This is a genomic window from Nonomuraea sp. NEAU-A123 (genome assembly GCF_018603905.1).
In the GTDB taxonomy this organism is placed as follows: domain Bacteria; phylum Actinomycetota; class Actinomycetes; order Streptosporangiales; family Streptosporangiaceae; genus Nonomuraea.
The window spans coordinates 84,044-97,609 of sequence record NZ_JAHFZZ010000031.1; the positions used below are offsets into that span (position 1 = coordinate 84,044).

The window sequence follows — 13,566 nt, forward strand, 5'->3', positions numbered from 1 at the left end:
GATGCGGCTCACCTCCGCAACCGTCGCCCAGTTCCTGTCCGCCCAGTCGTCGCTGACAGACTCCCTGACCGGCGGCGAGCGGCGGCGGGTCGTGCTGCTGCGCTCAGCGCCTGAGTGGGATGGGCCCGAGGACCTGGCTTGGGGCGAGGAACGGCGGGCCCGGATCGCGGCTGCCCCCTCGCCGCTGGCCGTACACGAACTGGCGCTCGGCCACCTGGCGGCGCACGCCGAAGGACCGGCGGTGCTGGTGGTGCTGACCGACCGGGAGCAGAGCGAACTGGACCCGGCGATCCTCGCCCGCACGCACAAGCAGCGCATCGAGACCGTCGACGGCTGGAACGTCGTCCGGGACGCGTTCGGCGCCGAACAGATCGACCCTCGCCTGAGGGCCGACGGCTGGGCCGCCGAAGCCCTCCTCGACGCCACTCCCCCGGGGGGTTGGCCGCTGCTCGCCGGAGGGATGCTGTCCCGCCGTACCGCGCTGTCGGCGCTCACGTCGCGTCGCCTGCGTCTCGGCCGCTACGACACCGACGGAACGGGACGGACGCACGAAGGTCTCGACACCCACATACTGCTTCGGTGGGCGCTCACCCCCGGCGGGCCAGAGCGGCTGCTTACGCTGCGCGGTCCGGAGCGCACCGGGCTGGCGGCGTTCCTTGGTGAAGAGGACCAGGCGAGCCTCGCCGGGCGGGCGCTGCTCGCACTGGTGGAGGCCGAGCACGGAGCGGAGGCGGTGCCGTTCGGGCTGGTGTGCGCGGCACTGTGGCTGCATGCCGAGGCCGACACCCAGACGTACCGAGCTCGGGGGCGGGCCGAGCGGTGGTTCGGGGAGGAGCCGCCCGCGGCCGGCGAGGCCCTCGACATGCTCGTTGCCACCTTCGCGGAATCCTGCGAAAAGTTCGTAATCAACCTGCTGGAGGCAGGCCGTACCGGGGGCGACGAGGACACGGCGCGCGAGGCACGACGGATTACGGGCACGGTGCTGGACCGGGCCGCCTCCCTGACCCGGCAATTCGGCGCCGAGACCGCCGTGGAAGCCAGCCCGGTGCTGGTGGCTGGGCTCGAGGCCCGGTTCTCGCATGCTGGGCAGGCACTGGCTGCGGGGAAAGCGAAGACGCTCACGGAGGCCGTACAGGATCTGGACGCTCATCTCCTGGCAGCCGAACCGGACGTGCGGGTGCGCATTGAGCGGACCCGGATGGGACAGCGGCTCGCACGGTGGCTCGCCACTGACCCACCCACCGACGCTGAGACGGTCGCGGCGGCGATCGAACGACACATCGCCGAAACCGGCTGGATTGACCAGGCTCTGGAGCACATCGAGGCGGGGGGCGACCCAAACTCCCACTTGAAAGCCGCCTACGACACGCTAGGCGCCGGGGTGCGCAAACAACGACGCAAGATCGACCAGGCCTTCGCGCGTACGCTCGCCACCTGGACGGCGGCGGGTACGGAATCCGGCTCAATGCTGACCGTGGAGTCCTTCCTTACTCGGGTCGTGAAACCGGTCGTAACCGCAAAGACGGGGCGGCGCACGCTGCTGCTCCTCCTGGACGGGATGAGCGCGGCGATCGCCACCGAACTTGGCGAGGAACTCCGCCGACACTGGGCCGAGTATGACCCGGTGCCGGACCTGGCGGACCGACCGCCGAAGCGGCGCGCTATGGCTGCCGCCCTCCCAACGCTGACCACGGTCTCCCGGACATCCTTGTTCGCTGGGAAACTGATGAAGGGCGCACAGGCTGACGAGAAGCGGTTGTTCCCCGGCCACCGGTTCTGGAGCGGGGGCCGAGCCGCGATCTTCCATAAGGATGACCTGCGGGGAGAGAGCGCCGGCGACGCGTTCGGGCCCGAGCTGACCGAAGCTCTCGCCGACGAACACACACATGTGGCGGTCGTACTGAACACCATCGACGACAGGCTCGCCAAAGAGCAGAAGCTCGGCGACGGCGCGTGGCGGCTCGACCAGATCGGAAAGCTGCGGGAATTACTGCGTGTGGCCGCGGTCCAAGGCATGGCGGTGATCCTCACCAGCGACCACGGGCATGTCGTGGACCGCAACGGCGCAAAGATCGACGGCGACGACATCGCCTCCGCCCGACACCGCACATCCGGCGGCTCGCTACGTGAGGCCGAGGTCGCGTTGTCCGGCCCGCGGGTGGTGTGGCCGAACCCGGGTGCCTCGATCGTGGCGCTGTGGGACGCGGACTCCCGCTACACGGCACAGAAGGCCGGCTACCACGGCGGAGCCTCGCTGGCCGAGATCACCATCCCCGTACTGGCGTTCCTGCCCTTCGGCGCGGAGCCACCCAAGGGCTGGCGTGAACTCGGCGACCAACGTCCGGCATGGTGGTCGGAGGAGCCGGATACCCCCGGCCCCGCCGCTCTGGTCCCCACGGCGGTACCGGAGCCGAAGCGGCGCGCTTCGAAGATGTCAAAAGCGCCGGCCGCGATGGGTGAAGCGCTCTTCGATGTGGTGCTTGAGCTCGGTGGCGATGAGGCCCTTCTCACTCCTCGCTTGGCATCCCCCGGTGACGCCCTGGTGAAAGCTCTGCTGGCGTCGGAGATCTTCCAGGCGCAGGTGTCGCTGCTGGCGCGCAAGCCTCCCATGGAAAAGGTCGAAATGGCGGTGCGGGCACTGGCCGACACCGGTGCGCTCCCGGTCACCGCCCTGGCCCAGCGCGTCAGCTACCCAGCGGGCCGTGCTGACGGTTTTGCCGCCGTCCTGCGCCAGCTACTCAACTATGACGGAGTGCAGGTTCTGGAGACCTTGCCCGATGGGCGCACATTGCGGTTGAACACCGGACTGCTGCGAGACCAGTTCGAGCTGGTATGACGAGCACGATGGGAGACTGGCAGGCGTGAACACCGCTCCGCCATCCCGTTCCCCCCAGGTCAGCGCGGTACGCCGACGGGCGGTGATTGACGCGTTGCGGCGCGGTGCTGTCCCCGAGAGCGGGCTGGACCTGCTTGCCACCGGCCTCGACCGATTCGAGTCGGCGCTCGACGCCGAACTGGACGCCGTCGGCTCGGGCGCTTCGGTGTTCAAGGCCGTGCGGGGAGAGTACGGATCGGGGAAGACGTTCTTCGCGCGATGGCTGGGAGAGCGGGCCAAACGTCGGAACTTTGCCGTCGCCGAGATCCAGATCTCGGAGACCGAGACGCCCCTGCACCGGCTGGAGACCGTCTACCGGCGGCTAACCGAGCGACTCGCCACCGCCAGTTTCCCGCCGAGCGCGCTGCGGTCTGTGGTAGACGCGTGGTTCTACGCGCTGGAGGAAGACGCCCTCGCGGCCGGGGCGGACGAGGACGAGTTGTCCACCAAGGTGGAGAAGCTACTGGCCGCCCGGCTCACCGAAGTGTCACGGCACGCGCCGTCCTTCGCGACCGCGCTTCGCGGCTACCGCGCCGCGCTCGCCGCCGGAGACGAAACCACCGCCGCCGCGGTGCTGGCCTGGCTTGGCGGACAGCCGCACGTCGCCGCCGCTGCGCACCGGTTCGCAGGCGTGCGGGGGGACCTCGACCACTTCGGCGCACTCGGCTTCCTGCAGGGACTGCTGACCGTGCTGCGCGACTCCGGACACCCCGGGCTTCTCGTCGTGCTGGACGAGGTCGAGACTCTGCAGCGGGTACGCGCCGACGCACGCGATAAGGCGCTCAACGCACTGCGGCAGCTCATCGACGAAGTGCACTCGGGCCGCTTCCCCGGACTGTATCTGGTGATCACTGGGACCCCTGCGTTCTACGACGGGCAGCAGGGAGCGCAGCGCCTCGCGCCGCTGGCCCAGCGGTTGGCGACCGATTTCACCGCCGACCCGCGCTTCGACAACCCGCGCGCCGTGCAGATCCGGCTGCCCGGCTTCAGCTGGGAATCACTGGTGAATCTGGGGGTTACCGTCCGCGACCTCTACGCCGCCGGAGCCGATGCCCCGGACCGGATCAAGGACCTCGCCGCTGATGCGTACATCGCTGATCTGGCGCGCGCGGTCGGCGGGGCACTGGGCGGCAAGGTTGGCGTGGCTCCCCGGCTGTTCCTCAAGAAGCTCGTCGGCGACGTGCTCGACCGCATCGACCAGTTCGAGGACTTCGACCCCCGTCGGCATTACACCCTGACAGTGCAGAGCAGCGAACTCACTGACACTGAACGGAACCTCGCAGCCTCGGCCGACGGCATCGACCTGGACCTGTGATGGCGGACCGCAGCGACGTCCTGGACAGACTCGACCCGGTTGTCCTGCACCACATCGTGAACAGCCTTGGCTGGCCCGACCTGCGCCCGCTGCAGCGCGCGGCGATCAGACCGCTGATGGACGGTGAGGACGCGGTCCTGCTCGCCCCGACCGCAGGAGGCAAGACCGAGGCCGCTTGTTTCCCCCTGTTGTCTGTGATGGCGCAACAGCACTGGACCGGCGCATCGGTGCTCTACCTGTGCCCGCTCAAGGCACTGCTCAACAACCTCCTCCCTCGCATCGACTCCTACGCCCAGTGGCTCGGACGCCGGGCCGCGCTCTGGCACGGTGATGTCCGTGCGTCGCAGCGGCAGCGGATCAGGACCGACCCGCCCGACATCCTGCTCACCACCCCCGAGTCGCTCGAGGCGATGCTGATCAGCGTGAAGACCGACCACGCGCACCTACTTGGCCGCGTCCGCGCAGTGGTCGTCGACGAGGTTCACGCCTTCGCCGGTGACGACCGCGGCTGGCACCTGCTGGCCGTGCTAGAGCGGCTGGAGCGCGTGGCCAACCGCGCCATCCAGCGGATCGGCCTATCGGCAACGGTGGGGAACCCGGAGCAACTGCTCACATGGCTGCAGGGATCTGGCGCCGGAAAACGGATCGGTCAGGTAGTCGCACCAGAAGTCCCGCGCGCGGTCGCGGCCGTGCGCGGCTCAAACGCTTCCGGCTCCGAGGGCTCCAGTTCGGAAGGCTCTCGCCCAGCCGGCGACGTCGAACTCGACTATGTCGGCTCGCTCGACAATGCCGCGAAGCTGATTACCTCGCTACACCAAGGCGAGAAACGGCTGGTGTTCTGCGAGTCGCGGCGGCAGGTGGAGCAGCTCGGCGCTGCTCTGCGCGCCCGCGAGGTGAATGTGTTTCTCTCCCACGCCTCGCTTTCCACCGAAGAGCGTGCCCGCTCGGAGCTCGCCTTCGCGGAGGGCCGCGACTGCGTCATCGTCTCCACCTCCACGCTTGAACTCGGTATTGACGTCGGCGACCTTGACCGGGTGATCCAGGTCGACGCACCCACTACTGTCGCGTCGTTCCTGCAGCGCATCGGCCGCACCGGACGGCGAACCGGCACCGTACGCAACTGCCTCTTCCTCGCAACCAGAGGAGAGACGCTGCTCCAAGCTGCGGGTCTGCTCCTGCTGTGGGGACGGGGGTGGGTCGAACCAGTGACCGCACCGCCGGAACCACGCCACCTGGTGGCGCAGCAACTGCTCGCCGTCACCCTCCAGCAGCACCGGATCGGCGACCAGCTGTGGCCCGAGGAGTGGAACGGCCTGGCCCCCTTTGACCGCTCGGCGGCTCCCATCCTGCGGCACATGCTTGACAAGGGGTTTCTCAATGAGGAGGGCGGGCTGCTGTTCATCGGCCCCGAGGCCGACGAACGCTTCGGACGACGCCACTTCATCGAGCTGACCGCCTCCTTCACGGCACCACCGCAGTTCACCGTACTGGCCGGCCGCCAGGAGATCGGGCAGACCGACCCCTCGGTGCTGACCGAGGAGAGAGCAGGACCACGCCTGCTCCTGCTCGGTGGCCGGAGTTGGCGGGTGACCTTCATCGATTGGACGCGCAGGCGGGCCTTCGTCGAGCCGGCCGAAGGCGGTGGCGTCGCCAAGTGGACGAGTTACGGCATCGCCGGACTGTCCTACTGCTTGACACGGGCAATGCGTGAGGTGCTACTTGGGTCGGATCCACCGGTGTCGTTGACCCGCCGTGCCCAGGCCAAGCTAGCCGAATGGCGAGAGGAGGAAGCGCCCGGCACCGTACATCCCGGAGGAACCCTGATCACCCGCGCAGGTGACGGCGTTCACTGGTGGACTTGGGCCGGATACCGCGCGAACGCGACGCTCACCGCCACATTGCCGTCTATCGCCGACCCGATCCAGCGGCCGACGGACTTCTCTGTACGACTGCGCGAAGATCTGACGTCCGCTACTTGGCGAGAAGCCCTGGACAGAGCTCGCAAGGGCCAGATCCTGGCTCTGCCAGAAGTCGACCGCCGCGCCGTTGCTGGGTTAAAGTTCTCCGCCGTCCTACCAGAACGGCTGGCGATCGCTACGGTCGCAGCTCGGTTGGCTGACTTTGCCGGAGCCCGAACCTCGCTGACCGAGCCTGTCCGCCTGCAACTTTCCCCAAGTGTGTAGGACTGTAAATCGATACAAATGCCAGTGGCCGAAAGGCAACAGGACCCGGGACACCATGGCTGCTCCTCCAGGCGGTCGTCGCGGGGAATCGGCCGGATGTCGGACTGTCGTCGACAGTCCGAGCCCGAAAGCGCGCTGACGTGGGCAGGTGAGCTTTGAATGCCGAGGCCGAGAGCCTTCCGAACCGATCCGCCAGTTGCTGGCCGCACGCCGGTTGACCCAGCACCGCTTGATCACTGACATCCTGCGCTGGTCAGACTGGCGCCGCCGTGACCAGGCCACGGCCCGACGCTGCCGTTACCAGCGCAGGCCGTTAGCGGACGCAGGTTGCGGGGACCCATCCGTGAGCGGCCTTCACGATGCCTTGGGGGTGGGTGGACTGGTTGACGTGGTGCCAGTTGTAGCCGTCTCGGCCGCATTCGGCGGCGTAGCGTGACCGTGATCGGCGTCGACCGTCGCGACCCTGCCAAGCACCGCAACTCGTCTACCTCGACGTCCCGCTGGTGACCGCCACCCCTTCTGGCCGGTCACCAGCGCTAGCTATCTCTTCTCACCGGCTCGAGTCAGCGAAGCCGTCCTTCGCTATCCACTACGCAGGCGCGCGGCACGAAGAACCAGTTCGAGTCCTGGAACCGGAAGCCGGCGTTGCGGCGGGCCGCACTGTTGTCGGCGTGGGTATCACGGACCATGACCCAGTTGCCGTCCCGGGTCACATAGCGCCACCGAACCTCATAAGAGGCAGCCTTGATCGTGGCGTAGAGGTCGTGAGGGGCGGCAGCGGTCCGCCAGGGCAAAACGTTGCCGAAGACGGGGACGCCGCCAGGGAACTTCTGGGCACACTGTGCGGGCTGGACCGCCGCCGAGGAGCCATCGCTACATGTTCCCGGTTCGCAGTTGCGCAGCGGCTGCCCGTTGGGCAGCCGATACATGAACTTTTGCACCGGCAGAACGCGTCCTGCTGCTCCTCCTGGACAGTTGGGTGTGGAGACAGGACCAACGGCCTTGACGTTTTCGACGATGAGCCATGCGCACAGACGGAAGTTTCCGTGGATCATGCCATAGCGGTATCCGCGGACGTCGGGGCCCACCATGTCGAACGCGACCCCTGGGCGGTTTGGTCGGGCGGTTAGCGCGTTTCCGATGACGTAGCCCTGACCGATGGCGGCGGGCCCGTTGCGGATCGTGGCGTCGTGACCGCTGCTCACCCGCACGCGGGGACTGTCGGCCTGGGCCAGCGTAGGTGCCACCAACGTAGTCAGGAGAGCCGCTGACAATCCGCTTGCGGCGAGGACCATGCGACTGATCCACGTCCGCCGTCTGGGTGGTTTGGGGGTCGAACGGAGTATATCGGCGCTTGGGGCGGACAACATCCCAATAACGCCACTTTCGTTCTTTTGCGCGTATTTCATGCAACTTGCCTTTCTGTGCATTTACGGCCTAATGTCGCCGTGCTTGTGTTCCGCTGTCCGCAGCTTGAGCACGCCTTGGCTGCGGACAATGGACATCTGATCGCAAGCAAAGACCGTCTAGCAACATGAAGACAAAAAATAGACAAAACGCTTGCATCTTCCCAGGTGATGGACATGATCGATTTATGTCCACGCATGTCCCAAGGGTGTCCGTAGACGCACAGGAAAGGGCTGGAGAGTGTCTGGACAGGGAGACGGACGACCAAATCCGACAGAAGCTAGGAATGCTCATCAATTTCGCGAAAAGCTCAAAGCGCTCAGAGGGTGGGCGGGCCAACCATCCCTACGGAAAATGGAAAAGCTTGCTGGCTCGCGCGCCAACTCAACAACCCCGGCCCTCTCTAAGAGCACCGTGGGTCAGCTCCTAAATCGAAAAGAGGACGATGACAGGCTGCCGAATAAGGAGATCGTCGCCAACTTCGTCAGGGCCTGCATGCTCTGCCGAGACGGCAACACAGCCCAAGAACTCCTGACCCATGAGGTCGAACAGTGGGTATCGGTCCGGGGGACGCTGGTCGATGCGGGTAAGGCTCGTCTAGAAGACGAGCCCCCGCCGCAGGAGTCAGGCAATCCTTTGGCGAGGTGGATCCGCCAGCACAAAGGTCTCGCCTGGGCAAGCGCAGGTCTTCTTGCCCTCTTCATTGTGGCGGGCGTTTTTGTAGCAGGCCTCATGTTCAGCGGGCGAGGTGCCGAGAAAGCTGGATCGTCGACGAGCATGCCTGCGGACAACCGTGCGGCTTCCTCGAACGCATCCGTACCAGCGTGTGACAGCTACGAGGTTCGAGCTCAAGACCTGTGGCTTCGTGATGAGTACGGCGGACCAATGAAGGATCCGGCTCACGGCCAACTCCGCCAAGGCCAGCGCGTGACCGTTCAACGAGAGGCCAACGGGCTGGGCCAAATTGAGGTCAAAGCCGATGACGGGCGGGTCGGAAGGGTCGATCCCCGCTACCTGGAACCGAAGTGCTAAGAGTCCTCTACGCGTATGAAGTAGGTGATCTCTAGCACATGGCGTGCTAGGTCTAGCAGCTCCACTAGCGAAGGGCTGCGCTCTGGCCTGGTGTTTAGCGCTCTAGTGGCCTCGTGTGAACGCCCCTGAAATGGCGTCAGGGGCGTTCAGCAGGGGGCAGGGCGCGGTGACTAGATCTTCCGCTGGGCAAGCGCTTGGGTGACATCGGCGCGGTTGAAGCCCTTCCGATTGCGGCCCTTGCCAGCGCTGTCGCGGCCCCAGGTGTCCTCGGTCTTGACGCCGTACTCCTTCAGGCGGGCGGTCAGCGTGGCGGTCTTGGCGTCGTCTTCGAGGCCGGCCCATTGCCCGTAGGCGTCCGGCCGGAGTTCGGCCAGCCGGTCCACGACCGTCCTGTCCCACAGCTTTTCTTCGTTGGCCGTGGTGACGGTCAGGATGTCGGCGAGGAGGTCGTAGGAGGCCCGCTTGGCCGGTTCCTGGCCGATCGCCTGGCCGGACAGCGTCCCGGCGGCTTGGCGGAGCTGGTAGGCACGCTCGGCGATCAGCTCCGATGTGGGCCCGTCCAGGTAGGCCGATCGGACGATGAGCGGGTCTTCGGCGATGCCGACCGCCCAGGCGATGCCCTTGTCGTTGAGGGTGAACATGGTGGCCTTAACGCCGGCCTGGTGCAGGCCGGTGCCGAGGATCATGTCGTTCTCCTGCCAGCCCATCACCCGCAGGCAGATCCGGATGCCCGCGTTGGCCGAGATGGCTTTGGGCAGGCTGTCCTTGTCCGGGCGCTGGGTGGCCAGGATGAGGATGATGCCCAGGGCCGGGCCGCGCTTGATGATCGCGGTGGCGTACTTGGCGGCCTCCTGCCCGTACTCGTCGTCGGCGAACAGCTCCTGGCACTCGTCGATCGCGACCACCATCGGGTGCAGCCCCAGGTCCTTGTGGGCCGCCAGCTCGGGCGTGACCTTGAACTCGGGCGCCTGGTGGCGTGGCAGGCCGTCGATGACCTCGGCCCGCCGGTCGAGCTCGGCGTACACCTCGGCCAGCGAGGCGACGCAGGCGGCCTTGGCCGTGTCGGTGGCGCCCTTGGCGTAGTGGTGGGCCACCTTTTCCAGCGCCGACAGGTCGCCGGTGCCCTTCAGCTCGAACAGCCGCAGCTCGGCCAGCGGGTCGAGCGCGCAGGCCAGCAGCAGCACCCGCAGCGCGAACGTCTTGCCGTAGCGCGGCATGCTGCCGATGAGCACGTTGGCGAACATGAGCAGGATCTTGATCGGGCGGCCCCGCTGGTCATTGCCGTAGGGGATCGGGTCGAACAGGCTGACCTGGCCCGACTTGAGCAGCGGCCATGCGGGCTGCCTGGCCTTGCGCATCTCCTGATCGCCCACCCACAGCACCAGACGGCCGGGGTGCTCCTCGGAGACGGGTTCGGGCCAGACGCAGCCGAGTGCACGGCGCAGTCCGGAGGCGAGTTTGTCGCGCTTGTCCAGCACCTCCGACACGGTCACGCCGAGCGGGAGATCGATCTCGGCCCGCCAGCCAGGCCCGTCCCGCATGATCGGGGCGGGGAAGGTGATGCCGCGCCCGCTCTTGCCGAGCGCCTGGTTGATGGTCGAGATGCCGAGTGAGCCGAGCGCGTCCACCACCTGGTCGCTGGTGAGCTTGCGCACGTGGCTCGAGATGACCGCGCGATCCAGAAGAGGCTTGTCGGCAGGCGACCCGATCAGGCCAGCCGCGCTGACCAGCACACCGATGATCGCCCAGTGCGCCCACGTCGGCGCGGCCACCGCGACGAAGATGCCCACCAGGACCAGCGTGATCGCGCCCACCAGAACCGTCCACAGCCGCGCCTTGACCCGGCCATCACGCTGCCTGGCCAGCGCCAGGTACTCGGCGGCCTGTTCCTTCGACACCGCTGCCCGGCGGACCGGGCGGCCTTCCAGGTCGAACAGCCAGCGAACCAATTCGACCAGCAGGCGCCAGGCGCCGGCCGGAGAGCGGGCCGTAAGCTTGGCCGCGTACTTCGGGGTGTGCAGCACGTGATAGGCCAGCACGTAGCCGGTGTGCTCGGCCTGCCACTTGAGCACCTGCAAGGCGTCGGCCCGCGACTTCAACCACACCGGAATCAGCGGCGACCGCTCCTGTCGGCGCGCGGCCAACTCGGCGAGCAGATCAACCGGGCCGGGCTCGTGTGGCTGATCGACCAGGACCACCCTGCCCTCAAGGACGTCGTTCTCGTTCGTAACCTCCTGCGTTGGATTCTCCGAGGCGGGTGTGGAGGCGGCTTCGTGGGCAAGCGGCGAGCTCTCGTCCTGAAGGGCGGCTACGACGCTGCCGTGCATCTCCTCTATGACGGTCACGCCCTCACCTCCGTCCGGGTGACCAACGACCCGAGGATCTCTGCGTGCACGGCGAGCGCCTCGACGAAGATCCATACCGCCTTCACGGCGTGTCCGGCGAGGCGGCGCACGTCCGCCGGGATGAGCAGCACGACCACCCCGGCGACGCGAACCGCCATAAAGGGCGTGCGGCCCCAACCAGCACGGCGGGCGACCGCCCGCAGCTGCCCGGCAGCCCGGGCACCCGCAGTCGTCTCACGGGTGGGGCACTGGAGGAACGGGAACAGACAGATGACAGGGATCAGAAGGCCGGTCTTCAAGCCGCTTCCGCCTCGCTCGAACCAACCGGCTGTGAGCCGTCCAGTGGCGGTGCGGCGGCCTCCGATTCGGTCGTCTCGGAGGCGTCCAGCTCGGTGGCCTGGCACCGCTCCTTATCCACCTCGGTGATGATCTCCTCGGCCTCGCGCTGCTCCAGCCCCCACCGGCGCATCAGCGGGCGTCGGCCGAGGCGCTGCTTGCCCTCGCTGAGGCTGTCGATGTAGCTGAGCCGTGCCGCCTCGTAACGGTCGGCGGGCAACACCGGCAGCACCCGTTCCACCTCGCCGACGGTCTCGGAGGGCTGGCACACGTGCTCGTCCGCCGGGGCCTCGACCGACGGTCGCCGGGTGCTGCGGACAATCCACATCAGCAGCTCGTACGCGCCCGCGAACGCCAGTGGTGCCAGGCCACTGACCAGGCGCGATCCGAGTCCCCCGGACCAGCCATGTGCCACGTTGGCCGCCAACGTCACCGCACCTCCCAGGGCGAGCGCGATCCATGCCAGGGCTGGCACACGGAGCTTGCGACGCGAGCAGTAGACCATCACCAGCGAGGCCATGACGATCACGCCATCAGACATCGCCGGGTAGAGCACGGCCATGTCGTGCCGCTCACCAAGAGCGATCGCCAGGCCATAGAAGTGGTGGTACGAGACATAGGCCGCAGCAGCGGCGACCGCCAGCAGAACAGCCACCGCGAAGCCGAGGATGACCCGGTCTCCAAGCTGGCCTGTGCCAACGCTGGAGGGGCTTGTGACGATCGGCGCGGTGGCCTCGCGATGGGCTTGGAACAGGTTGATGAAGAAGCGCCGGGAGTGCTTGAGCGAGGTCGCTTCGGCGGACATCGCTTCCCGGGCAATCGGTGGTGTGGAAGGGTGGCGCATGGCCTGGCTCCTGGGTCAATCAGGTTGCTGGGTCACAGGCCGGGGTTCGGGGTTGCAGTCACCGAGCCCTGGCCGCCGTACTGCCGCTGTCCTGGGAGCAGCGCAATCGTCTGCTGAAGATCTCGAACGGGCAGCTGCTGGACTTCCCTGGCATAGGCGCGTGCCGCGCAGAAAGACCCGATCTGGTTGAGCTCGGGTCCAGGCGCAGCCTCCGGCACGCCTATTCCGGGCACGAGATGTCCAGCCACGGAGCGTCGAAGCTACTCAGGAGATAGGCGAACGGTTCAAGTCCCCCCTCGGACACCATGAAGGCCCTGAGAATGTGCAGGTCACAGGCTCGGGGCATTTTCATTTCTGCCTCCAGAACGAGCCGTGACACTCCGCTGATACTTGTGGGTCCGAGCACGAGGATCACGCGCCCTCGACCAGGGCCGCGAACCAGTCGGCGGCCTCTCGCTGATTGCCGGGCATGACATGAGCGTAGACCTGGAGAGTGATGGCTGGGTCGGCGTGGCCGAGGCGCTCGGCGACCATCTTCAGTTGTACGCCTTGAGTAACGCCACCGTGGCGGCGTCGAGATCGACCACGCGCGGCTTGGCGGTCTTGGTGTCACCCTCCTTCACGACCGCTCCCCTACGACGGCCACCGACCGGCGGACGCTGACCGTTCCGGCCTCCAGGTCGATGTGCCGCCAGCGCAGCGCGAGCAGCTCGCCGCGGCGCATGCCGGTGTGCGCCAGGAGGTGCCAGGCGACGTGCAAGTGGCTGTGGTCGCGCGACCAGACCAGGACGTCCTTGAGCTGTGCAGCCGTCCAGGGTGTATCTCGGGCGCTTTGGCCTGCTTGGCGGTGGGCGGCTTGGCCTTGTCCCCCGGGTTGCGGCCCAGCAGGCCGGCGTCCACGGCCTCCGACAGCGCGGCGCTCAGGATGGTGTGGACGTACCGCACGGTGCGGGCCGACAGCCCCTCCCCGGCCTTGTGGTCCTTCCGGCCGCTCTCCTCCAGGTAGCGGTAGTGCGCGGTCAGCTTCGGTCCGGTCAGCGCCTTGCCGATGTCGTAGGGCTTGAGGTGGAGCCGGATGTTCTTCTTGTAGCTGGCCAGAGTGGACGGTTCGAGTCTGAGGCCGGCGACCCACACTCGTCGAGGTAGGCCCCGAGGGTCTGCTTGCTGGGCTGGACGAACTCGCCCTTGTCCACCTTGCCGAGGGCCTCGCGCAGCGCCTTCTGCGCGTC

The 13,566-nt window shown here is 67.3% G+C and carries 10 protein-coding genes; 4 read left to right on the forward strand and 6 right to left on the reverse strand.

What is annotated here, in order from left to right; genetic code table 11:
* Window position 1 precedes the first annotated feature (1 nt).
* Genes pglZ through KLK06_RS52355 form a run of 3 tightly spaced genes read left to right on the forward strand, consistent with a single transcriptional unit; the run spans window position 2 to window position 6,373 of the window.
* Window positions 2–2,836 (forward strand): BREX-2 system phosphatase PglZ, encoded by a 2,835-nt coding sequence (gene pglZ, locus KLK06_RS52345; RefSeq protein ID WP_214643362.1) that lies wholly within the window; start codon window positions 2–4, stop codon window positions 2,834–2,836.
* 25 nt (window positions 2,837–2,861) lie between these two features.
* On the forward strand, window positions 2,862–4,190 hold the full coding sequence (gene brxD, locus KLK06_RS52350) for a BREX system ATP-binding protein BrxD (RefSeq protein ID WP_214643363.1): 1,329 nt from the start codon (window positions 2,862–2,864) through the stop codon (window positions 4,188–4,190).
* A complete protein-coding gene (locus KLK06_RS52355; RefSeq protein WP_214643364.1) occupies window positions 4,190–6,373 on the forward strand; it encodes a DEAD/DEAH box helicase in 2,184 nt (727 codons plus the stop codon). The genes brxD and KLK06_RS52355 overlap by 1 nt, the downstream gene beginning before the upstream one ends.
* Window positions 6,374–6,936: 563 nt before the next feature.
* On the opposite strand, the gene KLK06_RS52360 is transcribed toward KLK06_RS52355, so the two are convergent.
* Complete coding sequence (locus KLK06_RS52360; RefSeq protein ID WP_214643365.1) at window positions 6,937–7,584, reverse strand: hypothetical protein; 648 nt, start codon at window positions 7,582–7,584, stop codon at window positions 6,937–6,939.
* Window positions 7,585–8,134: 550 nt separating this feature from the next.
* Here KLK06_RS52360 and KLK06_RS61005 point away from each other — a divergent pair.
* Window positions 8,135–8,812 (forward strand): hypothetical protein, encoded by a 678-nt coding sequence (locus KLK06_RS61005; protein WP_250907404.1) that lies wholly within the window; start codon window positions 8,135–8,137, stop codon window positions 8,810–8,812.
* A gap of 170 nt (window positions 8,813–8,982) precedes the next feature.
* Here KLK06_RS61005 and KLK06_RS62800 read toward each other — a convergent pair whose 3' ends face one another.
* From KLK06_RS62800 to KLK06_RS52390, 5 genes are all read right to left on the reverse strand, one after another.
* A complete protein-coding gene (locus KLK06_RS62800; RefSeq protein ID WP_214643367.1) occupies window positions 8,983–11,157 on the reverse strand; it encodes an FtsK/SpoIIIE domain-containing protein in 2,175 nt (724 codons plus the stop codon).
* Window positions 11,154–11,315, reverse strand: coding sequence for a hypothetical protein (locus tag KLK06_RS52375; protein WP_214643368.1), 162 nt, complete (start codon window positions 11,313–11,315; stop codon window positions 11,154–11,156). Before KLK06_RS52375 ends, KLK06_RS62800 begins: the two co-directional genes overlap by 4 nt.
* Before the next feature lie 137 nt (window positions 11,316–11,452).
* Window positions 11,453–12,337: a DUF2637 domain-containing protein gene (locus tag KLK06_RS52380; RefSeq protein ID WP_214643369.1), complete on the reverse strand. Its 885-nt coding sequence runs from the start codon at window positions 12,335–12,337 to the stop codon at window positions 11,453–11,455.
* A 411-nt stretch (window positions 12,338–12,748) separates the two neighbouring features.
* On the reverse strand, window positions 12,749–12,871 hold the full coding sequence (locus tag KLK06_RS52385; RefSeq protein ID WP_250907405.1) for an integrase: 123 nt from the start codon (window positions 12,869–12,871) through the stop codon (window positions 12,749–12,751).
* A gap of 99 nt (window positions 12,872–12,970) precedes the next feature.
* The gene (locus KLK06_RS52390) at window positions 12,971–13,471 is read right to left on the reverse strand and encodes a hypothetical protein (RefSeq protein WP_214643370.1); all 501 of its coding nucleotides are present in this window, start codon (window positions 13,469–13,471) and stop codon (window positions 12,971–12,973) included.
* Window positions 13,472–13,566 lie beyond the last annotated feature (95 nt).

What these genes read in the sequence shown, in the direction of transcription:
- pglZ (WP_214643362.1), top strand. Translation starts at nt 2, where the DNA reads ATGCGGCTCACCTCCGCAACCGTCGCCCAGTTCCTGTCCGCCCAGTCG.
- KLK06_RS52355 (WP_214643364.1), top strand. Translation starts at nt 4,190, where the DNA reads ATGGCGGACCGCAGCGACGTCCTGGACAGACTCGACCCGGTTGTCCTG.
- KLK06_RS61005 (WP_250907404.1), top strand. Translation starts at nt 8,135, where the DNA reads ATGGAAAAGCTTGCTGGCTCGCGCGCCAACTCAACAACCCCGGCCCTC.
- KLK06_RS52375 (WP_214643368.1), bottom strand. Translation starts at nt 11,315, where the DNA reads ATGGCGGTTCGCGTCGCCGGGGTGGTCGTGCTGCTCATCCCGGCGGAC.
- KLK06_RS52380 (WP_214643369.1), bottom strand. Translation starts at nt 12,337, where the DNA reads ATGCGCCACCCTTCCACACCACCGATTGCCCGGGAAGCGATGTCCGCC.
- KLK06_RS52385 (WP_250907405.1), bottom strand. Translation starts at nt 12,871, where the DNA reads ATGGTCGCCGAGCGCCTCGGCCACGCCGACCCAGCCATCACTCTCCAG.